This window comes from Pararhodobacter oceanensis (assembly GCF_003076755.1).
Taxonomy (GTDB): Bacteria; Pseudomonadota; Alphaproteobacteria; order Rhodobacterales; family Rhodobacteraceae; genus Pararhodobacter; species Pararhodobacter oceanensis.
This window is the reverse complement of record NZ_QDKM01000001.1, coordinates 413,203-434,191: the sequence shown is the minus strand read 5'-3', so window position 1 is coordinate 434,191 and position 20,989 is coordinate 413,203. Positions and strand designations below refer to the sequence as shown.

At 60.4% G+C, this 20,989-nt stretch carries 16 protein-coding genes and 1 tRNA gene; 11 read left to right on the top strand and 6 right to left on the bottom strand.

Translation table 11 applies throughout. From position 1 onward, the window contains the following. Positions 1 to 147: 147 nt before the first annotated feature. Together yghU and DDE20_RS01905 are read right to left on the bottom strand one after the other, a co-directional pair. Positions 148 to 978: a glutathione-dependent disulfide-bond oxidoreductase gene (gene yghU / locus DDE20_RS01910; protein ID WP_116556746.1), complete on the bottom strand. Its 831-nt coding sequence runs from the start codon at positions 976 to 978 to the stop codon at positions 148 to 150. A 148-nt stretch (positions 979 to 1,126) separates the two neighbouring features. Next, entirely contained in the window at positions 1,127 to 2,134 is a 1,008-nt protein-coding gene (locus DDE20_RS01905; RefSeq protein WP_116556745.1) for a Fe(3+) ABC transporter substrate-binding protein, read from the bottom strand. A gap of 221 nt (positions 2,135 to 2,355) precedes the next feature. Here DDE20_RS01905 and DDE20_RS01900 point away from each other — a divergent pair, with 221 nt between their 5' ends. Both DDE20_RS01900 and DDE20_RS01895 read left to right on the top strand, forming a co-directional pair. Continuing rightward, on the top strand, positions 2,356 to 4,083 hold the full coding sequence (locus DDE20_RS01900) for an ABC transporter permease (RefSeq protein ID WP_116556744.1): 1,728 nt from the start codon (positions 2,356 to 2,358) through the stop codon (positions 4,081 to 4,083). 246 nt (positions 4,084 to 4,329) lie between these two features. Further along, positions 4,330 to 4,950 (top strand): L,D-transpeptidase, encoded by a 621-nt coding sequence (locus DDE20_RS01895; protein WP_116556743.1) that lies wholly within the window; start codon positions 4,330 to 4,332, stop codon positions 4,948 to 4,950. Positions 4,951 to 5,172: 222 nt separating this feature from the next. On the opposite strand, the gene DDE20_RS01890 is transcribed toward DDE20_RS01895, so the two are convergent. Together DDE20_RS01890 and DDE20_RS01885 are read right to left on the bottom strand one after the other, a co-directional pair. Then, positions 5,173 to 5,544 carry a VOC family protein gene (locus DDE20_RS01890; protein ID WP_205961600.1) on the bottom strand — a complete coding sequence of 124 codons (372 nt, stop codon included), beginning with the start codon at positions 5,542 to 5,544 and terminating at the stop codon, positions 5,173 to 5,175. 188 nt (positions 5,545 to 5,732) lie between these two features. Next, positions 5,733 to 6,014, bottom strand: coding sequence for a hypothetical protein (locus DDE20_RS01885; protein ID WP_240607807.1), 282 nt, complete (start codon positions 6,012 to 6,014; stop codon positions 5,733 to 5,735). Positions 6,015 to 6,565: 551 nt separating this feature from the next. Here DDE20_RS01885 and DDE20_RS01880 point away from each other — a divergent pair. The 9 genes from DDE20_RS01880 (at position 6,566) to hsdR (ending at position 18,753) form a co-directional block, all read left to right on the top strand. Continuing rightward, positions 6,566 to 7,867, top strand: coding sequence for a tyrosine-type recombinase/integrase (locus DDE20_RS01880; RefSeq protein ID WP_116556741.1), 1,302 nt, complete (start codon positions 6,566 to 6,568; stop codon positions 7,865 to 7,867). After that, on the top strand, positions 7,864 to 8,595 hold the full coding sequence (locus DDE20_RS01875) for a hypothetical protein (RefSeq protein ID WP_116556740.1): 732 nt from the start codon (positions 7,864 to 7,866) through the stop codon (positions 8,593 to 8,595). The genes DDE20_RS01880 and DDE20_RS01875 overlap by 4 nt, the downstream gene beginning before the upstream one ends. Before the next feature lie 70 nt (positions 8,596 to 8,665). Continuing rightward, positions 8,666 to 8,914 carry a helix-turn-helix transcriptional regulator gene (locus tag DDE20_RS01870; RefSeq protein WP_116556739.1) on the top strand — a complete coding sequence of 83 codons (249 nt, stop codon included), beginning with the start codon at positions 8,666 to 8,668 and terminating at the stop codon, positions 8,912 to 8,914. A 54-nt stretch (positions 8,915 to 8,968) separates the two neighbouring features. Then, positions 8,969 to 11,479 (top strand): AAA family ATPase, encoded by a 2,511-nt coding sequence (locus DDE20_RS01865; protein WP_116556738.1) that lies wholly within the window; start codon positions 8,969 to 8,971, stop codon positions 11,477 to 11,479. A 340-nt stretch (positions 11,480 to 11,819) separates the two neighbouring features. Further along, positions 11,820 to 12,278 (top strand): hypothetical protein, encoded by a 459-nt coding sequence (locus DDE20_RS01860; protein ID WP_116556737.1) that lies wholly within the window; start codon positions 11,820 to 11,822, stop codon positions 12,276 to 12,278. 1,164 nt (positions 12,279 to 13,442) lie between these two features. Then, positions 13,443 to 14,891, top strand: coding sequence for a class I SAM-dependent DNA methyltransferase (locus DDE20_RS01850; RefSeq protein WP_116556735.1), 1,449 nt, complete (start codon positions 13,443 to 13,445; stop codon positions 14,889 to 14,891). After that, positions 14,888 to 16,099 (top strand): restriction endonuclease subunit S, encoded by a 1,212-nt coding sequence (locus tag DDE20_RS01845; RefSeq protein ID WP_116556734.1) that lies wholly within the window; start codon positions 14,888 to 14,890, stop codon positions 16,097 to 16,099. Before DDE20_RS01850 ends, DDE20_RS01845 begins: the two co-directional genes overlap by 4 nt. Positions 16,100 to 16,108: 9 nt before the next feature. Next, positions 16,109 to 16,432, top strand: coding sequence for a hypothetical protein (locus DDE20_RS18880; protein WP_133240314.1), 324 nt, complete (start codon positions 16,109 to 16,111; stop codon positions 16,430 to 16,432). After that, a complete protein-coding gene (gene hsdR, locus DDE20_RS01840; protein WP_116556733.1) occupies positions 16,429 to 18,753 on the top strand; it encodes an EcoAI/FtnUII family type I restriction enzme subunit R in 2,325 nt (774 codons plus the stop codon). The genes DDE20_RS18880 and hsdR overlap by 4 nt, the downstream gene beginning before the upstream one ends. Positions 18,754 to 19,048: 295 nt before the next feature. On the opposite strand, the gene DDE20_RS01835 is transcribed toward hsdR, so the two are convergent. Together DDE20_RS01835 and recJ are read right to left on the bottom strand one after the other, a co-directional pair. After that, positions 19,049 to 19,123, bottom strand: a tRNA-Glu gene (locus DDE20_RS01835). A gap of 123 nt (positions 19,124 to 19,246) precedes the next feature. Further along, entirely contained in the window at positions 19,247 to 20,986 is a 1,740-nt protein-coding gene (gene recJ, locus DDE20_RS01830; protein ID WP_116556732.1) for a single-stranded-DNA-specific exonuclease RecJ, read from the bottom strand. Positions 20,987 to 20,989 lie beyond the last annotated feature (3 nt).

The following is a 20,989-nucleotide window of genomic DNA, read 5'->3' as shown; positions in this document are numbered from 1 at the left end:
ATCGCCCACTTTATGCCCCTAAATATCCCGGGGGCGCGCTCCGCGCGCGGGGGCTGGCCCCCTCTGACAGCGGCACCAAAGCACGGACATCAAAAAAGGCGCAGGTCTCCCCGCGCCTTTTCCTCAATACATAAGCCGCAACAGACCTCAGTCCAGATCGGCCGCCGAATGGCGTTCGGGCACATTGCCCTCGCTGGTCAGATTGACCCGCCGCCCGCGTTTCACTGCCGGACGTTCGGCGATCTCAGCGGCCCAGCGGATCACATGCTTGTAGTCCTGCACCGAAAGGAACTCGGCCGCATCATAGGCGCCGCCCTCGACCAGCCGCCCATACCACGGGTAGATCGCGATATCGGCGATGGAATATTCGTCTCCGGCGATAAAGCGGCGTTTCGACAAAGCGCGGTCCAGCACATCCAGTTGCCGTTTCACTTCCATCGCGAAACGGTTGATCGGATACTCGAATTTCTCCGGCGCATAGGCGTAGAAATGGCCAAAGCCGCCGCCCAGATAGGGGGCCGCGCCCATCTGCCAGAACAGCCAGTTCATCACTTCGGTGCGCGCGGGGCCGGAGGCGGGCAGCAGGGCGCCGAATTTCTCGGCCAGATGCACCAAGATCGAGCCGGATTCGAACACCGGCAGCGGTTCATCGCCGCTGCGGTCCATCAAGGCGGGGATTTTCGAGTTCGGGTTGATCTCGACAAAGCCCGAGGAAAACTGGTCGCCCTCGCCGATATTGATCAGCCAGGCATCATATTCGGCGCCTGAATGGCCAAGTGCCAGCAGCTCCTCCAGCATGATCGTCACTTTCACCCCGTTCGGCGTGCCCAGTGAATAGAGCTGCAGCGGATGCTCGCCAACCGGCAGCGTCTTGTCATGGGTCGGCCCCGAGATCGGGCGATTGATCGAGGCAAATTGCCCGCCGCTCTCTTGTTCCCAGGTCCAGACTTTGGGCGGCGTATACACATCTTTGGGCATGGATCTCCCTTTCCTTGGCAGAGCGTTTCTCTTCTGATGACCTGATATAAGCCGCAAATGGGCCGAATGCAGGGGGGCGGCAGCAAAAAGGGGGCAGATTGCTCTGCCCCCCTTGGATCATTCGCGCCAGATGCGCTGGTCGATGTGCTTATGGGAAGCCGACGGTGTCAAAGATATCCGTCGCTTGGCGCGCGTTCAGACCGTAGACCGAGACATTGACGCCCGAGCTGTTGAACTCGGTGAAGGGCGCCACCGGACCGGTGATCTCGACACCCGGAACGATCGGGAATTCGTTGTTGCTATCGGCGAGGATTTGCTGCGCTTCATCCGAGACCAGATACTCGAGGAAGCGGATCGCGTTCTCGGGGTTCGGCGCATGGGCGGTCAGACCGGCGCCCGAGATATTCACATGCGCGCCGCGGTCGTCCTGGTTCGGATAGAAGAATTCCACCGCAGCCGCGACTTCGTTATCCGCCGGATCCTGCGAGGAGGCCAAGGCACCCCAGTAATAGGTGTTCGACACCGCCACCGAGCATTCGCCTGCGGCCAGAGCGCGCAGCTGGTCACGGTCGCCACCCTGCGGCGGACGTGCGAGGTTATTGGCCACGCCTGCTGCCCATTCCTGAGCCGCCTCGGCGCCGAGCGCGTCGATCATCTCGGCCATCAGCGAGATGTTGTAGATATTCGACGACGAGCGGATGCAGACTTCGCCCTCAAGCCGCGGATCGGCAAGGTCTTCGTAGTCATTGAGCCACTCGGGACGCTCGCCGCTGCGGGTGAAGATCACGCGCGCGCGGGCGGTCAGGCCGAACCACAGGTTGTCAGGATGCTGCTGCGCCTCGGGCACACGCTCTTCGAGCACGGCGCTTTCGATCGGCTGGAACACACCGGCTTCGACCGCACGGTGCAAACGCCCGCCATCAACGGTGATGTAAAGGTCGGCGGGGCTGTTGACGCCTTCGGTCTGGATGCGCTGGATCAGCTGCTCGCCCGAACCTTCGATCAGATTCACCTGAATGCCGGTGGCCTCGGTGAAATTCTCGTAAAGGTGCAAATCGGTGTCGTAGTGACGGGTCGAATAAAGGTTGACCTCCTGCGCCATGGCAGGGGCGGCAATCAGGGCTGTCAATCCGACAGTGGTGAGGGTGCGTAGCATGTTTGCTCCATCCTATAAGTCTGCCGGCCTGACGCAAAGCGTCTGGGTCGGCGCATGTGAATCGCAGCAGTTGGACTGCCAGCGCGCCTTGGATATCGCGGGTTTTTAATTCTGACAAGAACAATCGGGTATAATATCTGACAAATCCGACAAGAAGGATCGGGTAACTGGACAGCCCCCCGCTGATCGGCTAGGGGAGGGCAGGAACGCAGGACCGCCGCATGGCCATCAATGACATTGCCCCCCAAGTGGCACCCACCACTGTGGCACCCACCACCGCAGCGCCCACCCCCGCGGCGCCCCCCGTGCGCAGTCGCCGCCGGATCATCAGCCTCTGGAGCGTCGGGGCGCTGCTGATTGGCGCGTTGATCGCCCTGCCGATCATCTCGGTACTGGCGCAGGTCTTTGTGCCCTCGGGCGGGGCCTGGTCGCATCTGGCGGCAACGGTGCTGCCACTCTATCTGCGCAACTCCCTGATGCTGGTGCTGCTGACCGTCAGCCTCGCCCTTGCCATAGGTGTCGGCGCGGGCTGGTTGATTGCGGGGTTCGATTTCAAGGGGCGCGGCAGTCTGCAATGGGCGCTGATGCTGCCGATGACCATGCCGGGCTATGTCATCGCCTATGTCTATTTCGACCGCATGTCCTATGCCGGACCGTTCCAGACCACATTGCGCGAGGTCTTCGACTGGTCACGCGGCGACTATTGGTTCCCGCAAGTGGCCTCTTTGCCCGGTGCGGCAGTGCTGCTGGCGCTGGTGCTTTACCCCTATATCTACCTGCTGACCCGCGCCGCCTTTGCCACCCAATCCCTTCATCTGATCGAGGCCGCCCGCGCCTTGGGCCAGACCCCGCGCGGCGCGTTCTTCCGCATTGCCCTGCCGATGGCGCGTCCGGCGATGGTGGCGGGCGCCGCCTTTGTTGCGATGGAGACGCTGGCCGATTACGGCACCGTGCAGCATCTGGGCGTGCAGACCCTGACCACCGGCATTTTCCGCACATGGTTCGCGCGCGGTGAGCCGGTGGCCGCCGCGCAATTGGCGGCGATGCTGATCGGTTTTGTCGCGCTCGCGCTGTTTCTTGAGCGGTTCCTGCGCGGCTCGCGGCGCTATGTCGGCGATCCGGCGGGGCGTTCGGCCAGTGCCGCACGGCATCCGCTGCGCGGCTGGCGGGCGCTCTCGGTGGTGACGCTCTGCGTGGTCCCGATCCTCTTTGGCTTTGCACTGCCGGTGTTTGAACTTCTGCGCCTGACATGGCTGGTCGGCGATCCTATGTGGGGCCAGCGGTTCTTTGCCTTTGCCGCCAACAGCCTGTTTCTGGCGGCGCTGGCGGTCATTGTGCTCTTGGTGTTGGGGTTGTTTCTGGGCTACGCACGGCGCATGGACGGCGGCCGCGTGGTGCGCGCGACGCTGGGCATTGCGGGGATCGGCTATGCGATGCCCGGCGCGGTGATCGCGGTCGGCGTGTTGCTGCCGCTCTCTTGGGCGGATCGCTCGCTCGACGCATGGATGCGCGCCAGTTTCGACTATTCCACCGGATTGCTGCTAACCGGCAGCTATGTCGGCCTGATCTTTGCCTATGCGGTGCGCTTTCTGGCAATCAGCCTGAACACCGTCGAGGCCTCGCTGCAGCGTATTCCACCCAGTCTGGACGACGCCGCGCGCGGGCTTGGCTCGGGTCCGGCGCGGACCCTGATGACGGTGCATTTCCCGCTGTTGCGCGGCGGGCTGTTGTCGGCAGCGATCTTTATCTTTGCCGATGTGATGAAGGAATTGCCCGCGACATTGATCGTGCGGCCGTTCAATCTGGACACGCTGGCCATCCGCACCTACCGGCTGGCCTCGGACGGGCGGCTGGGCGAGGCTTCGACCTCGGCGCTGATGATCGTGGCGCTGGGCATCATTCCGGTGATCTTGCTCAGCCGTGCGATGGACGAGCCGGGCGGACATTAAGCAGCGCCCCCGCGCGGCAGGCCCTTAACGAGGCAAATAGGGGAGGCCCGCGAGCGACGCCACCCGAGCCTCCAGCGTTGAATTTCGGCCACGCTGCACCTATCTTTACAGCCGTGCCATTGACAGAGTGTCAAACGGGCTAGATTACGCATCTGTGATCGGATGTGACCGTGCCACGGTTTACCCTTCGGGCGGTTCGTCGCATTATATTACAAAGTGAACTTGGGTATTTCAGGAACAAATTCCGTGCTGAATAGACGTAACTTCTTGCTGACATCGGGCGCCGCTCTGGCAGCGCCGAATCTTGCCTTGGCCAGTCCGAGCAACTGGGACGAGTGGGATGCGCAGGTCACGCCCGCAGGTTACGATCCGGCGGTGACCAACCCTTGGGGCATCGCGCCGCGGTTCCTGCCGCGTCTGGTGCGCGCCAACCCCGGCCTGCTGCCCGGCGACATCCATGTCGATGCGGTGGCGCGCTATCTCTATCACATCCGCGAGGACGGCTGGGCGATGCGCTACGGCGTCGCCATCGGCAGCGGTGAGCTCTATGAACCGGGCGTCTTCCGCATCGGTCGCAAGGCGCGCTGGCCGCAGTGGACCCCGACCGCCAATATGATCCGCCGCGATCCGCAATATGCCGAATTCGCCGGCGGCGTGCCGGGCGGGCCTGAGAACCCCTTGGGCTCGCGCGCGCTCTATCTCTATGCGGGCAACCGCGATACCTATCTGCGCATCCACGGGACGCCGCAGGCTTGGTCGATCGGCCGCCGCGCCAGCTCGGGCTGCGTGCGGATGGTGATGGCGCATATCATTGATCTTTATGAGCAGGTCGAAGTCGGCGCTACCGCGCATCTCTATCCGGCCTGATCCCGCGCGCCTGTTAGGCGCCACTACAGGATGTGAGTTGAGAACGGGGAGCAGCCAGCGCTGTTCCCCGTTTTTCATCGCGCGGATCGGGTGGCGTGGCTGCACCCTCTCGGCGGCCAGTAGCGTGGCGCGGTATTTGTTTGGTTGGTCGCCGGTTGCACTGCGGCGGCGTTGGCGCAGCAACAGCGCTCACCGCTGCGGGTGCAGTCCAGTCAGCGCCGTTTAGTCGTCCATCTGTCGGGCGAGAAACCACTGCGTTCCATCCGGCGCGCGCACACCGCCGCGGCGGTCCCCGTCGCCCTTTTCCATCATCGGCTGGATCACCTCAGCACCCGCCGCCACCGCGCGGTCAAAAGCCGCATCTGGGTCGTCGAGATAGAGATGCAGCATCGCCGGCGGGCCCTCGGCCTCACCGATCATCACCACGCTGTCGCCGATACGGCACTCCGCATGCATGATGCCGCCGCTGTCTCTGGGGATCACCCGCAGGCGGGTCGCGTCGAACACGCGCTCGCAGAAGGTCAGCACAGCCTCGGCATCCCTGACCAATAGGTAGGGCGAGAGATCGGGGTAGCCTTGGGGTTTCCATGCCATGCGCAAAGCCTAGCACAGCCAATGCCGCGCGCGAGTGTTTTCTGCGCGCTTGGGCGGATAGGGGGGCGGGGCGTAGCACGCCTTTCATGCGGGGCTGATAGCTCAACGCTCCTTGCCCCTCATCGCAGGCAAAAAAGGGGAGCAGCCAGCCCCCCTTCCAACTTGCATCCAGCAAACGCCCGGATCGCTTACGCCGCCGCCTCTTCGCCCTGCGCGCGCGAGCAGATCGGCCGGTTGTCGCGGGTGCGCAGCGGCAGGATGGTGGTTTCCACCGGCCCGACATGCTCATACCAATAACAGCCGTCCTCGGGCAGAATGCGAATCGTCGTCAGGTTCTGCCCCGGTGCGGCCGAGTCAGCCAGCCCCTCGGGCAATTCCGTCAGATAGCCCTCTTCGGTGACACCACCGGTGCCCACGCAGCCCGCAAGCGGTATCAATGTGGCCAGTGCAATCGTGAATAGCCGAGTCATGTTGCGTCCTTCCCCCGATTTTCAAGCGTTACAGCATCATGCTTTTGCCCCGCCGGTCAAGCCGCGATACGCCGCCATTGCCAAATGGCAACACCGGTAAGTCGATCAATTGTCAGGGAAAAGTGGCAGCCCGTAGGGCAGATAAACTACCGTCCGAGGATGTTCGGCAGTATCCTAAAAATACATTATAAACAACGGCTTGCATTGATGGAGGGTCGAGAGGTGTCCGTGGAGGTCCGCCGGAAGCCGTTGACAGCCCCTAAATTTTAGGGGCAGGATTGGGGGCAGGAATTGTAAGAGGGGCCTTGTTCAATGACGATTACCGCCCTGCGAGCGCTGGCAACTGCACACTGTGGCAAAAGCACGCGGGCATGTTTTAAGGACCAGTCGGCGTGCATAAGTTGGCTCGTGCGGAACAGCATTTGCCTGTGCCTCTCGTGCAAGGCCTTTTCGGCTGGCGAAGGGGCATTTCGGTGGTGCTGATAGCGGCGCTGTTGGCAGTGTCAGTGTTTAGGCTTCCACGCGTGGAAGCGGGCAGTTAAGGGGCAAATATGGCAAAAGGAATCCATCGACTTACAGCATTGGCGGTCAAGAACGCCAAGCCCGGCGCGATGCTAAACGATGGCGGTGGCCTAACTCTGCGCGTTACCGCCAATGGAGGCGGGCGGTGGTCCTTGCGCTACAAGATGCGCGGCCAGAAGCAGCGCGAAATGGGTCTTGGCCCTTTCCCTGCCACTAGTCTTGCGTCTGCCCGGCGGGCGGCAGCCGCCGCGCGCGCAGCTATCGCTGATGGGTTGGACCCCATAGCGGAGGCCGAACGCATCGCTAAGGAAAGTCGCTTGCGTGAGCAAGTTGAGGCAAATTCTGTATCATTTGGCCACTATGCGGATCACGTTTTTCTGCCGGGCAAGGTGCAGGAGTTCAGTAGCGCAAAGCAGGCGGCGCAGTGGGAAAGGACATTTACGGAGCAGGCTTCTGCGTTGCGTGAAAAGCCGCTAGGCGACGTAACCCGCGAGGATGTATTGGCCGTACTTCGTCCGATATGGGACACGACGCACGATACGGCACGTCGCGTCCGTGGGCGGCTTGAGGCGTTGTTTTCGTATGCCATCCAGAACGGAGCCTATCAAGGGGATAACCCGGCGGCATGGCGGCAGTTCAACCACACATTATCCCCGCAACGGAAACTGACACACGGCCATCGTCGCGCGCTGCCCTATGATGAGGCCGCGGGCTTCATAGCGGCGCTGCGGACCCGGCAGGAGAGTGCTGTTACGGCGCTTATGGCCGAGTTCATAGCACTTGCCGCCTGCCGGATGGGCGAGGCTCGGTTGGCCGTATGGCGCGAAATGGATATGGATCGTGCAGTTTGGTTGATACCTGCTGCGCGTATGAAGATGAGGCGCGGCCACAACATGCCTCTTACTGCCCGAATGATCGAGATTTTGGAAATAATGCGCGCGCAGCATCGCGCTATGCGTGGACGCGACCCCAGCCCCGCAGACCTGATTTTCCCAAACGAAAAGGGCACCGGGCCGCTTAGTGAGAATGCAGCGATGATGCTGCTTACGCGAATGAATTATCGGGATCGAATGACCGTTCATGGGCTTCGCGCGACCTTTCGGACTTGGGCCGGTGAATGCACTGAGTATCCGCGCGAATTGATTGAGGAACAGCTTGCCCACCAGCTTGACGCGGTTGAGCAGGCTTATGTACGGGGCAGCACAGTTGAGCGCCGCCGGGCATTGATGGAAGATTGGAACACCTATTTGAATGGCGCAACCCCGGCAGGGGGGCAGGCGAGCGACGGCAATACTGTTCGACTGCACGCGGCGGCAGGAGGCAAAGCGTGACGGACAGCGCTATTCCCCCGGTGCCGGAAGAACATCTTCATAGGATGCTTTCCGAACTTCTAGCCAAAGGGAGCAATGGTACAGGCGCACTGAATGAGGGGGGCTTCTGGCATTTCATCGCAGCGGTGGCGCAGGGGCGCGGCATAACAGAAAACCTGCATGCAGCGGGTTTAGAGGCAGTAAATGAAGTACCTCAAAGCCCTGTCTCGACTTTTAATAGCCGCCAGCACCGCGCCTATCATATCCGCTTGCTGGCGCAGCTTATCCTAGGGCTTGGTGCCTCGCCGGATCACGTCTCTGTATTGCCTTCCAACTTCAACCACGGAGCCGTTGTGGCTGACCTCTTGCAAATGCTGGAGGGACCGGGCGGCATGGGCGAGGCTGCGCCCCAAATGCTTTACTCCAACCGGCAGGCAGCAACTGCGCTCATTCGCTACGCGCGGCAAAGGCTTGTGGGAACCGTTCTTTGGCGTATCGGGCATACTGGCAAGACCCAAGACGCTGTCTGGCGCGATTTGATGGGCGACGATGCGGAAAAAACAAGATTGGACCGCTGGCTGAAAGCTCTAGGCGGTAGGAGGGGTGAGTTCGGTCGCTCAGCGCTCGTGGCGGGTCAGGCAGGCGATTTGTCTAGCCCATATGCAGCGTCAAATGAAGAATTGGCGGAAGTCGTCGAACTAGCCAACAGCGGACCCGGCAAGCCGCGCGCCAAAAGCAGCAGAAAGTAGGGTAGTTTCTACCGCCGCGTTGTGTCCGTGAATGGGCGAGGAAGTCCGTGAACATCACGGAGGTTTCACAATGCCAACCAGCCCGAACAGCACCACAGACATAGACATTGATCGTCTGCTGCGTCTTCAAGACGTGAAGTCCCTAACCGGGCTAAGCCGTACTACCCTTTACGAAGCCATGCGGCGCCCTGCTTGGCAGGGTGGTTTTCCGCGCCCGATTAAGGTGCGCCGCATTTCGGCATGGCCGGAAAGCGAAGTCCGCGACTGGATCGAAGCGCGCAAACAAGAGCGCCTCGCCGCTCAAACCCTCATACTGTAATGAAAAAGACCGCCACCCCTGCATGGGTGAGCGGCCCTAGAAAGCATCATCATCGTGCTGGACATCGATACCAAAACAGAACTGCCAAATCAAGCTGACACCACGGTCATGGAGCAGTTGCTACTTCTGGCAAACGCTCGCGACGCTGGCCTCGTGGACGCGAAAAGCGCAGAGAATATTACTGGACGCATTGCAATGGGCATGCTTTCCGGCAAGGCGCTGGTGGATGCGATCTGCACGGAATTGGCGCGTGGCCCCTCTGCGGGCATGGCGCTGGACGCGATTGCGCCGCTGTTCGCAGCCGGAGACGTGGTGGAGTTGCGCGCCCTTGACGCGGCAGGGGGCGGCTCAGTGGCGTTCTGCGGGCGCTTGGACAAAGACCGCACCGCCTTAGCCGAGTTCATTGCGCGGCACATCGGGCGCAAGAATATCTATTTTGGCGCAAACCCTCGCAAGGCGGAAATGGCTGGAACAACGCGGGCGGCAAGCGCTGCGGACGTAGCAGTGCGCCGGGCGGTGGTGCTGGACTTGGACGGGAAGGACGCGCCGGACGCGGACCCGGATTGGATTCGGACGCTGTGCGCGCTGCGGGAGCAGGGTCCGGCATTGGTTCTGGACAGCGGCAACGGGCATCACGTTTGGTTGCGTTGTGATGCTACGGACGCGGCGAGTACCACGCCAGCGGCGGACGCGATGCGGAGCCTCGGCGCAGACGATATGAGCGACCCGCCGCGCATTGCGCGCTTGCCCTACACGGTAAACCTGCCAACCGCGACAAAGCGCAAACGGGGCAGCGTGCCTTGTCTCGCCCTGCCGGAACCTGCCGATGCGACCCGTTCGAACGTATCGCGTCCGTTGGCAGAAGTTTGTCAGGCGATTAAGAGTATCGCCCGGACAAATGGCCTTCCCGGCAGGGGGGCTGCTGACGCCAGAACTTCAGGCAGTGCCAGCCGCTACACCGCCGACGGTGAGCGTAAGACAGGGCAGCCCGCGCCCAGCGCTGACCTCCTTCGGCTGTCGCTTGAGCGTCTGCCGAATGATGGCCCCTTCGACAATCGCGACGATTGGTTGGACGTTTGCCATGCCGTTAAAGGTGCCTGCTTGGCCGCGGGCATCGAGGCAGAAGGGCGGGAAGCATGGCTTGCATGGTGTGAGCAGTGGGGTGGCGATCCCGTTCACGACCAAGCGGCTTGGGACGGTATTGTTGACCCCGGCACGGGTTGGGGAACGCTAATGCAGATGCTTGAAAATACGAACCCAACGGGGCGTATTGAGGTGAAGGCCGCCGAAGCAAGGCATGCGTTTGCGACACAAGCCGCAGAGAACAAGGCGGGGCTTTCTGCGACACCGCTCCGGCCTGTTGGCCCATTTTCGCCTAACCAACTTGCGCCGCGGCAGTGGCTTTATGGTCGTAGTTACATCCGCGGCAATGTCGGGCTTCTGGTTGCGCCGGGTGGCGTCGGGAAGTCCGCGCTGGCGATGGCCGAGGCAGTTGCTATGGCGAGCGGGTGCGAGTTGCTGGATGGAGACAAGCCACATAAGCCGCTGAACGTGCTCTACCATAACGGCGAGGACGGTGAAGATGAGCAGAAACGGCGCTTGGCTGCTGTAATGACGCACCACCGCGTTTCGCACAACGATCTTGACGGTAGGCTTTTTCTCACGTCTGGTCGCAATCTCCCGATCCAGTTGGCGCAGTTAGGAGCTTCGGGCGCGGCTGAAATTGTGCCGGGCGTAGTGGATTGGTTCGTGGAAACGGCAAAGGCATTGAGTCTGGACTTGATCGTTTTGGACCCTATTGGCGCCATGCACGGCCTGCCAGAAAACGCCAACGATGCAATTAACCTGTTGTTGGGGGCGCTCCGCGATATTGCAGAGAAGGCGGGGGTGGCGATCCTATTGGTTCACCACACAAGTAAGGTCGCAGCGATGGATATGACAGGTGCCGGAGCAGCTGCGTCGCGGGGCGCGTCTGCGCTCGTGGATGGTGCGCGTATTGTTCGCCAATTGGGGAACATGAGCGAGAAAGATGCCGTGAAATTTGGCGTCTCGCCGGATGTCCGGCAGCAATACATTCGCGTGGACAACGGCAAGGCCAACCTCGCCCCGGCAGAGGGGGCGCGCTGGATGCGGCTGGTAGGCGTGCCGCTGAACAATCAAACACAGGAATACCCTGACGGCGATCACATCCAGACAGTGGAGCGCTGGACGCCGCCCGTGAAAGGACAGACAGGCATCACGCTGCCGCAGAAGGCGGACATTCAAGCGGCGCTGGCAGGGGCGGCTCCGGACGAACGGCGCGCAAGCCATTTATCTCCCGGATGGGTGGGGCGTTTCATCGCGGACGTGCTTGGCTACGGCCTTGCCGCCCCCGGGACCGCAGCCGACGACAGGTCGTACGAAGAACACATCGCACATAACGAAGTGGCGAGCATTGTCGCACAAGGGCTGCAAGAGGGCTGGCTGCGGCGGGGGGACGAAAAGTGCAGCGACCGCAAGACGCGCGCGTGCATCACCATGGGTGACCCTGTGGACACGGAACAGACGGGAAAGCCACATGAGTAGGCCGCGCCAAAAGCAGTTCTTTGCCCCGGCAAGGGGCATATTAGCGACTGCGCCACTGAACGTTGACTGGCGCACTTACTGGCGCGCACTGTCACAAACCTGCATGGGCGCAGGCTTTCGCCACCTAAGGGCGAAGCCCTGCGCCAGTAGAGTTTTCCCTTAGGGGATTTACTGACTGGCGCAGGCATTTTGCAGGCTTTCTCACACAGCCCCCCTGCCGGGCATAGAGACGACGCGACTGGCGCACTGACTGGCGCAAATGAGCGCAGAAAGAGAGGTTCTAACGGTTTGCCTACCGGGACGACTTATCGCAGTCCCGCTACTATAGGAGAATTTTTTCATGAAACAAAACAGCCAGCACCCATGGTTGAAAAAGGCAGACCGTTGGTTCAACGAGCGGCCAGAGCGGGAATTCCGCCTTGGGCAAGTGCCAATCGCCGCCTTACGCGCTATCGCGAATGCCGGTTCTTTTGTCGGCTGCGCTACCGCGTCTGGCAAGCCGGGGAAGAAAGTCATACCTCACGCGCGGCCCGGCGCTGCGCAGGTTCCCTGCATCATTCGCCGCGCCGACCCTGCTTCGGGGCGTAATAAATTGGGCGTATACTTGATTGATGGCGCTGCACCGCCGCCACGCTCCCCATCCGCTCGGGAAGAAGAGCAATTCTGCGAGGTCATCTGGAGTCTGGCGCAAGTGGCAGACCAGATGAACGTTTCATTGGTGATGCTGATGATGAACCCGGCAACGCTGGTGAGCGCAGCGTCGCTCTCACTGCCTGTGCTTCAGTGCCGCAAGACATAGAAATGGACTTCGGCGGGCTTACCTTTAACGGCGCAAGGGGCATCAAGCAGCTTGCTCTGGGGGCGCGAGTTCATAAACGCTCTTGACGCCGCTATGGGTGTTCACCGCCCCGTCCGGCCATAACCAAGGCTAACCACCGTTGACGCGCCCCAATATCGTCAGGGCGCGTCAACACATCGCGCAACAAGCGCAAGACAGCCAATTGCTTTTCCTCACCACGCATAACTTCCATAATCGGCTCCAGAATAGTTACCTGTTCACGATAAATGCGCATGAGGTCCGCGAACTCGTCCGCGTCCGCAGATTGTGTCCGGGGGCGACCGCGATGCCCGTAGCCTTTACCGCGTTGGACCTTGGGTGCGCGTGGCCTGTCCGGCAGAGCTCGGCGGGGCATCCCCTCTGCGTTTGCGGCACGTCCGGCGTCCACAATCCACGTCCGGGGCGCGCTCATTGGGATTTGCGGATGCGTCGTACCCCCTGCCGGACGCGGCCCTGCTGCGGCTACGCGCCGAGGTAATTCATGCCGCAGCGCCTTGAGCCACGCTCCGCCGTTCTGCCGGTCTATCTGCGTCCGCCGATAGCGCCAGCGCAACCAATCCAGCACTGCCGGGGGCAGAGCATCCACACCCACCCCCGCTGCGTCCCGGAAGGCGCGCTCGTGCTCGGCTAAGTCAATGGTGCTGCCCTGCAGCCAAGGGTCTTTCTTCCATTCGCGTGTCAGGCGGTTTGCTGCACGCCGTGCTTCTGCCCGGTTCCAAGTTTCGGGGCTGATCCGGCCTGCTTCAAATGCTCGGCGTTGAGCAGCACGGTGCGCGTTCGCTGCTTTTGGCCCCGCATGGCTCAAGCACCGCCCATTCCCCTCTCGAATGGGCGGTTGCGCACAGAGCGTACCAGTTCGCGTCCGGGCTCCGCAGTTCGGCGCGCAAGGGCCGCCGCGGCGCACGAGTTCGTTGGCTTCGCGAAACTTTTTTATGTGACTGGCTGTTTGATTTCCCACTCGCACCGCTTCAACCTTCACCGATTGCAGGCCCATCGTGCATGGCTTCGATTATTATATCAGCCTTTTTCCGAGCCGTCAGCTAAGGTGGAGGCAGTCAGCATAGCTTGCGCAAAACAATTCTACGTTGTTCTATGGGCAAAAAGACGCTTTGAAAGGTGTACAGGTTGTACGAGAACGCATTTAACAAAATCGAGAGAGACCTTAGGGCAGAGGAAGGCGTCGGAAATGAGCTTGATTACGTTGAGCAAACTTCTTGGGTGTTGTTCCTAAAGTATCTGCATGACCTAGAGATTGAGCGACAAGACCGAGCCGAACTTGATGGAACAAGCTATTCACCAATTATTCGCGGGGTGTATCGCTGGGATAATTGGGCAGCACCGAAAACGGATGGCGAGTTTGACCACAATTTGGCCCGCATCGGCGACGACCTGATCAAGTTTGTCGATCAGGAGCTGTTTCCCTACCTCGCCTCCTTCCGCCAGTCCGCCACCGGCCCGCAGACGATCCAATACAAGATCGGCGAGGTCTTCACCGAACTGCGCAACAAATTCCGCTCCGGATATATCCTGCGTGACGTGTTGGAAGCGGTGGATAGCCTTTCGTTCAACACACAAGCCGAGCGGCATGAACTGTCGCAACTCTACGAGACCCGCATCCGCCGAATGGGCAATGCAGGCCGCAATGGAGGGGAGTACTACACGCCCCGACCGCTTATCCGCGCGATGGTCAAGGTCACCAACCCCAAGATCGGCGAGACGATCTACGATGGTGCCGTCGGCTCTGCGGGCTTCCTCTGCGAAGCCTATGACTACATGCGTACTGACAATCTGTCGGCCTCCGACTTCGAGACCCTGCAAACCAAGACCTACTATGGACAGGAAAAGAAGGGCCTCGCTTATATCATCGGGATCATGAACATGGTCCTGCACGGGATCGAGGCCCCGAACCTTGTCCACTCCAACACACTCAACGAGAACGTGATGGATATTCAAGAAAAAGACCGCCACGACATCATCCTCGCCAATCCCCCTTTCGGAGGAGGCGAGCGGCGCGAGGTGCAGCAGAACTTCCCGATCCGCACGGGAGAGACCGCCTATCTGTTCCTGCAACACTTCATCCGCAAGCTGAGGGCCGGGGGCCGCGCGGCGGTCGTCATCAAGAACACCTTCCTTAGCAATACCGACAACGCCAGCGTCGCCCTGCGCAAGGAACTGCTGGAGGCGGCGGAACTGCACACCATCCTTGATTGCCCGTCAGGCACGTTTCAGGGCGCGGGGGTCAAGACTGTGGTGCTGTTCTTTGAAAAGGGCGCACCGACGCGGGATATCTGGTTTTACCAGCTCGATCCGGGGCGCAGCATGGGCAAAACCAACCCGCTGAACGACGACGATCTGGCGGAGTTCGTGGAGCTGCAACCCAGCCGCCCCAATGGGCCGAAAAGCTGGGTCGTCAAACGCGCCGATCTGGATGAGGCCACCTACGATCTGTCAGTCAAGAATCCCAACGCACCCGAGGCCGAGGCCCTGCGCAGCCCTGAAGAAATCATTGCCGCCATGCTGGCGCGGGATGCCGAAACGGCGCAAATTCTCGAAGACATTCGGGGGATGCTGTGAGCTCTGCGTGGAAGAAGTTTCCCCTCTCCAAAATTTGCGAGAAAGTAAGTGTAGGCCATGTCGGCACGACCTCCCCATATTATCGCGATACCGGCGTCGCCTTTCTACGAACGCAAAACGTTGGAGCAGATGGCCTTCTGTTGAGGGATCTGAAATACATCACGCCAGAATTCCATTCCTCGCTAAAGAAGTCGCAGCTTAAGGGTGGTGACCTCCTGCTTACACGTGTTGTAACGGATACAATGAAGTGCGGAATTGTGCCGCCCTCACTCGGAGAGGCGAATTGCGCGAATGTAATCCTTATTCGTCCAAAACCGGAGTTATCCTCGCGATTTCTGCACCATCTGATTTCTTCGCCACTCGCACAGACATACCTTTTAGGAAAACGTGTGGGATCAGCACAGCAGGTAGTCAACACTAAGATATTGAAGGATTGGGAAATCCCCCTCCCGCCGCTCGAAGAACAACAGCGGATTGTTGCGGTTCTGGACGAGGCCTTCGAGGGTCTGGCCCGCGCCCGCGCCCACGCCGAAGCCAACGTCCAAAACGCACAAGATTTGTTTGAGAGTTACCTTGGTGCGATCTTTACTCGTCATGCTGCGGATTGGATAAGCGCACCGCTACAAGAGCTTGTCGAACGTGATTGCACGTTATCCTATGGCATCGTTCAGCCGGGCGATGACGTGTCGGGCGGGCTGCCCATTGTGCGTCCGACCGATCTTGGCCGACGGATAATCACCTTAAATGGACTCAAACAGATCGATCCCGCACGGGCAAATGGTTACACCCGCACCAAGCTGAAAGGAACTGAAATTCTGCTTTGTGTCCGAGGTAGCACCGGAGTTCTCGCAATGGCATCCGAGGAACTAAAAGGTGCCAACGTGACAAGAGGTATCGTTCCTGTACGATTTGAACCGGGACGCATGGATCAGAAGCTTGGGTATTACCAATTCCGCTCCAAGCCCGTGCAAGATCAAATCAGAGCAGGGACTTACGGCGCTGCGCTTATGCAAATCAACATACGTGACGTGCGCCAGATCACGTTTGTTGTCCCGCCTCTCGATCAACAAGCGGCTATGGTTGAACGCATCGAAAGTATCGCAAACGACTTTGATACCCTCGTCAAAGACTATTCGCGCAAACTCCAATCCCTCGACGACCTCCGCCAATCCCTGTTGCAAAAAGCCTTTGGAGGCGAATTGACTTGAGAGGACGAGATGGGAAAAGGCGGATACAACGGCGGCTCTACGATTATCAATTCTTGGTCGGATTGGCTTTCTGGTGATAGAAAAAGTAAACTGAAAAAGAAAGCGTCAAGGTCAAAGGGTATTGGTGCATTGACCACCGCGGAAAAAGAAGCGCAGCACCAGCATTTGATAAAAGTTGCCGCCGAGCGACTTGCGCAAACTCAAGCCGAGTTTGACGCGGGCACCCTTCGACCACCAAAAGAACCAAAGCCTATACCTATGAAAATAGGCAAGAAAAAGCGAGAGAAACTTAAGCTGGCAGCAAGGCGAGCGAAGAAAAGAGCCGAGAAATGAGCTTTCACGACGAAACCGAATCCGATACCCGTGCCGAGCGTATAGACCCCGTCCTTGCGGCGGCTGGTTGGGGGCGGAAGGGTTCCAGGGTTCGGCGTGAGGTCATCTGCCCAGGGCGCATCCAGTCGGGCGGCACGCGCGGCAAAGGACTGTCGGCGGACTACGTTTTGGTCCACAAGGGCCAAAAACTGGCGGTGCTGGAGGCCAAGCGCGCCGGGATCAGTCACCGCAACGGGGTCGGCCAGGCCAAAGACTACGCCACACGACTAGGGTCACGCTTCGCCTATGCCTCGAACGGGCTGAATTGGTATCAGATAGATATGTTGACCGGTGCCGAGGCCGACATGGCCTTACCCTTCCCGACGCCCGCCGAACTTTGGGACCGCACCTTTGCCGATCAAAACAAATGGCGCGAACGTTTCGGGGCCGTTGATTTCGAGACAGACGGCGGCAAGTGGGAGCTGCGCTACTACCAACACAAGGCCGTCAATGCAGCACTGGAAGCACTGGCCAAAGGCGACCGCCGCATCCTGCTGACGCTTGCCACCGGCACCGGCAAGACTTCCATCGCGTTCCAGATCGCGTGGAAGCTGTTTCAGGCCAAGTGGAACCTGTCGGGCGAACCGACCCGCCGCCCCCGCATCCTGTTCCTCGCCGACCGCAACATCCTCGCCGATCAAGCTTACAATGCGTTCAGCGCCTTCCCAAGCGATGCCGTCACGCGAATCGACCCCGACACGATCCGCAAGAACCGGGGCAACCCGCCCAAGAACGCCAGCCTGTTCTTCACCATCTTCCAGACCTTCATGACTGGGGAGGGCGAACCGGTTTATACTCAATACCCGCCCGACTTTTTCGACTTTATCGTGATCGACGAATGCCACCGGGGCGGGGCCAAGGACGAAAGCGAGTGGCGGCGGCTGCTGGAGTATTTTGAACCCGCAGCCCAGCTTGGCCTGACCGCCACGCCCAAGCGCAAGCACAACGCCGACACCTACGCCTATTTCGGCGAGCCAGTTTACACTTACGCCCTACGTGACGGGATCGAAGATGGCTTCCTGACCCCATTCAAGGTGCGGCAGATGATCAGCACCATTGACGATTATGTCTATGACGGTATCGACCAAGTGATCGCGGGTGAGGTCGAGCAGGGCGAAAAGTTCACCGAAGGTGATTTTAATTCAAGGATCGTGATCCCCGAGCGCGAGCTGAGCCGCGTGAAAGAGTTCATGGATCAAATCGACCAGCGGCAAAAAACATTGGTTTTCTGTGCAACGCAGGAGCATGCCGCGCTTGTGCGCGACCTGATCAATCAGGTGAAGCAAAGCAACAATCCCGATTATTGCCACCGCGTGACCGCCGATGACGGCGCACTTGGGGAGCAGTATCTGCGGGATTTTCAGGACAACGAGAAAACCATCCCGACGATCCTGACTACTTCGCAGAAGCTCTCCACTGGAGTTGATGCCCGCAACATCCGGCATATCGTGCTCATGCGCCCCATTCGGTCGATGATCGAGTTTAAGCAGATTATTGGCCGTGGAACGCGTCTTTTCGATGGTAAGGAATTCTTTACGGTTTGGGATTTCGTCAAAGCTCACGAAAACTTTAATGATCCGGAATGGGACGGCGAGCCACTGCCGGCCGCACCTGCCAGCAGTCCGGGAACGCCGCCAGCAGGGCCAGAATCGGGTGGTGAGCCCCCTCAGCCTGTTGGCGACGACCCAATCGATCCACCCCGAGAAAAGACGGTGATCAAACTGTCAGATGGAAAAGCAAGGCAGATCGTATATGCTGCAACGACCACTTATTGGAATGCCGATGGCAAGCCAATCACGGCGGCGCAGCTTGTTAATCAACTGTTCGGCCATTTATCAAATCTAGTCGCAGATGAAGAGCAGCTTCGAGATCTTTGGAGTAATCCTGACAATCGAGAAAGGTTTCTCAGTCAGTTGTTGGATCGTGGATTTGATCAAAGCCGCTTAAGGGATATCCGGCGTTTAATCGACGCAACCGACAGCGACATTTATGATGTGCTCGCCTATGTGTTGTTTGCAACGTCGCCGCAGACGCGAACTGCGAGAGCCGACAGGACTCGGAGTACTGCCCTTAATTCTGTTGATGCTCCAATGCGCGATTTTCTCTTGGGTGTTCTCAAATCTTATGAAGAGCATGGATCACCGGAGTTGGCGACAGGCAAGCTCAAGGACTATCTAACCGCGCGCTACGGCACGACAGCCGATGCGAAGGCGAGGCTCGGAGACATTGCGAACATTCGCACCGCGTACTTTGACATCCAAGGCGAATTGTATCGCAGCTGACCCTGCGGTATCCGCTGGCCAATCGTCGCCACATGCTTTGTCTAGTCTGACAGGAAAGTTGGCGAACGACAAATTTTGTGCGTGCGGTGGATAATCGGAACTTTTGTCAAAGCTGGGATAGGCCGGGGGGTGGGGGCTACGCTTCGAGTACGGCAGTCGAGTGTACCGAGTATTGCTCAGATTATCTTGCGACCAAACATTGCGAGATTCGCTCTGCGCAAGCGTTCGCTGTTTAGGGGCACAGTAGGGGCAGATTGGCCCATTTACCAGCAACGCCTTGATATCAATGGAAAAGTGGCAGCCCGTAGGGGAATCGAACCCCTCTTTCCAGGTTGAAAACCTGGCGTCCTAACCGATAGACGAACGGGCCACTCTGTGCTGTCGGGGTGTTCCCCTTGGCGTGAGCCGGTATTTAGGCCAGCGCTGCTGCGGGTGCAAGAGGGTTTTTCCCAATCTTTGAGAACTTTTTGACTTGCCTTACAAAAACACCGGTTTAGGCCAGTGCAGCATCATCCAAACGCAGTTGCACGCTGTTCCGACCACCGTAGGAATTCAGGTCAATGCGCCCGGCGAGGTGCATTTTGGCGCGTCCGGCGCCTTCTACGGCGGGTCCGAGCGCGGTGTCATAGGCGCCAAAGGCGATCCCCTCGAGATTCGGCCCGCCAAGGTCGCCAAAGCGGATTTTCAGGTGGTTGGCGCCAACGCGGCGGGCGTCATGGATGGTCATTGCGGGAAAGGCAAAGCGCGGGGCAGGGGCGGCCTGGCCGAAGGGACCGGCGCTCTCGAGTGATTCGATCAGATCGACGGTGGCGCCGCCCGGCATCAGCAACCCGTCGAGCCGCAGATCGCCCGCGCCGCCGCTGCCCGCACCTTGCCGCGCTAGTAACTCACCGAGCCGCTCCATCGCCGCCTCAAGCTGGTCGCGGGCCACGGTCAGCCCCGCCGCCATCCGGTGCCCGCCACCTTTAAGCAGCAGCCCCTCGCTGGCCAGCCGCTGGATCGCGGCGCCGAGATCGACGCCACCGATGGAGCGGCCCGAGCCTTTGCCCTCATTGCCATCGAGCGCGATGACCACGGCGGGGCGGTTGGTGGCCTCCTTAAGCCGTGCTGCGACGATGCCGATCACACCGGGGTGCCAGTTTTCGGCGGCGGCCCAGACCAGCGGCCCGTCAAGCCCGCGATACTCGGCCTGTGCCAGCGCCTCCTCGCGCACGGCGGCCTCGATGGCGCGACGGTCTTCGTTCAATTGGTCGAGCTGCGCGGCAATGCGGGTGGCCTCGATCGGATCGGTGGTCGACAAGAGCCTTGCGCCGAGATCGGCGGCACCAATGCGCCCGCCCGCGTTGACCCGCGGGCCCAGCACAAAGCCTAGATGATAGGATTTCAGCGCCGTATCGACCCGCGCCACATCCGAGAGGGCGACCAATCCGGGCCGTTTGCGCTGGCTCATCGCGCGCAGCCCTTGGCGCACGAAGGCGCGGTTGACGCCGATCAGCGGTGCCACATCGGCCACCGTGGCCAGCGCCACCAGATCGACCATCGCCATCAGGTCCGGCCCTTTGATCTCGCGCCCGCGCAGCCGGCGGTTCATCTCGACCAGCAGCAGAAACACCACGCCCGCGGCGCAGAGATGGCCCAGATCGCCGCTCTCGTCCTGCCGGTTCGGGTTCACCACGGCCAGCGCGGGCGGCAGGGTCTCGCCGCCCAGATGGTGATCGACGACCACCACATCGGCGCCCTTGGCGGCGGCAATCGGTGCGTGCGAGAGGGTGCCGCAGTCGACACAGACGATCAGCTTGTGATCTTGCGCCAGCGCCTCCATCGCCGCCTCGTTGGGGCCGTAACCCTCATCAATCCGGTCGGGCACATAGAGCGTCGCATCATGGCCCATTTGGCGCAGCCAGACCAGCAACAGCGCCGCCGAAGCGCCGCCATCGACGTCATAATCGGCAAACACCGCGATCTTCTCGCGCGCCTGCAGGGCCTGCAGCAGACGCTCGGCGGCGGGCTCCATATCGCGCAGGACCATCGGGTCTGGCAGCAGATCGCGCAGGGAGGGCGCGAGGAAGCCGGGCACCTCGGCGGCGTCCAGTTTGTTGCGTGCCAGCACCGCGCAGACCGCCGGCGGCAGGCGGGTGGATTGGGCCAGCGCCTCGGCGCGGCGCTCGACATCCTGCGCGGGGCCGACCCAGCGCCGACCGGTCAGCGAAGTTTCAACATTCAGATACGCCATGAT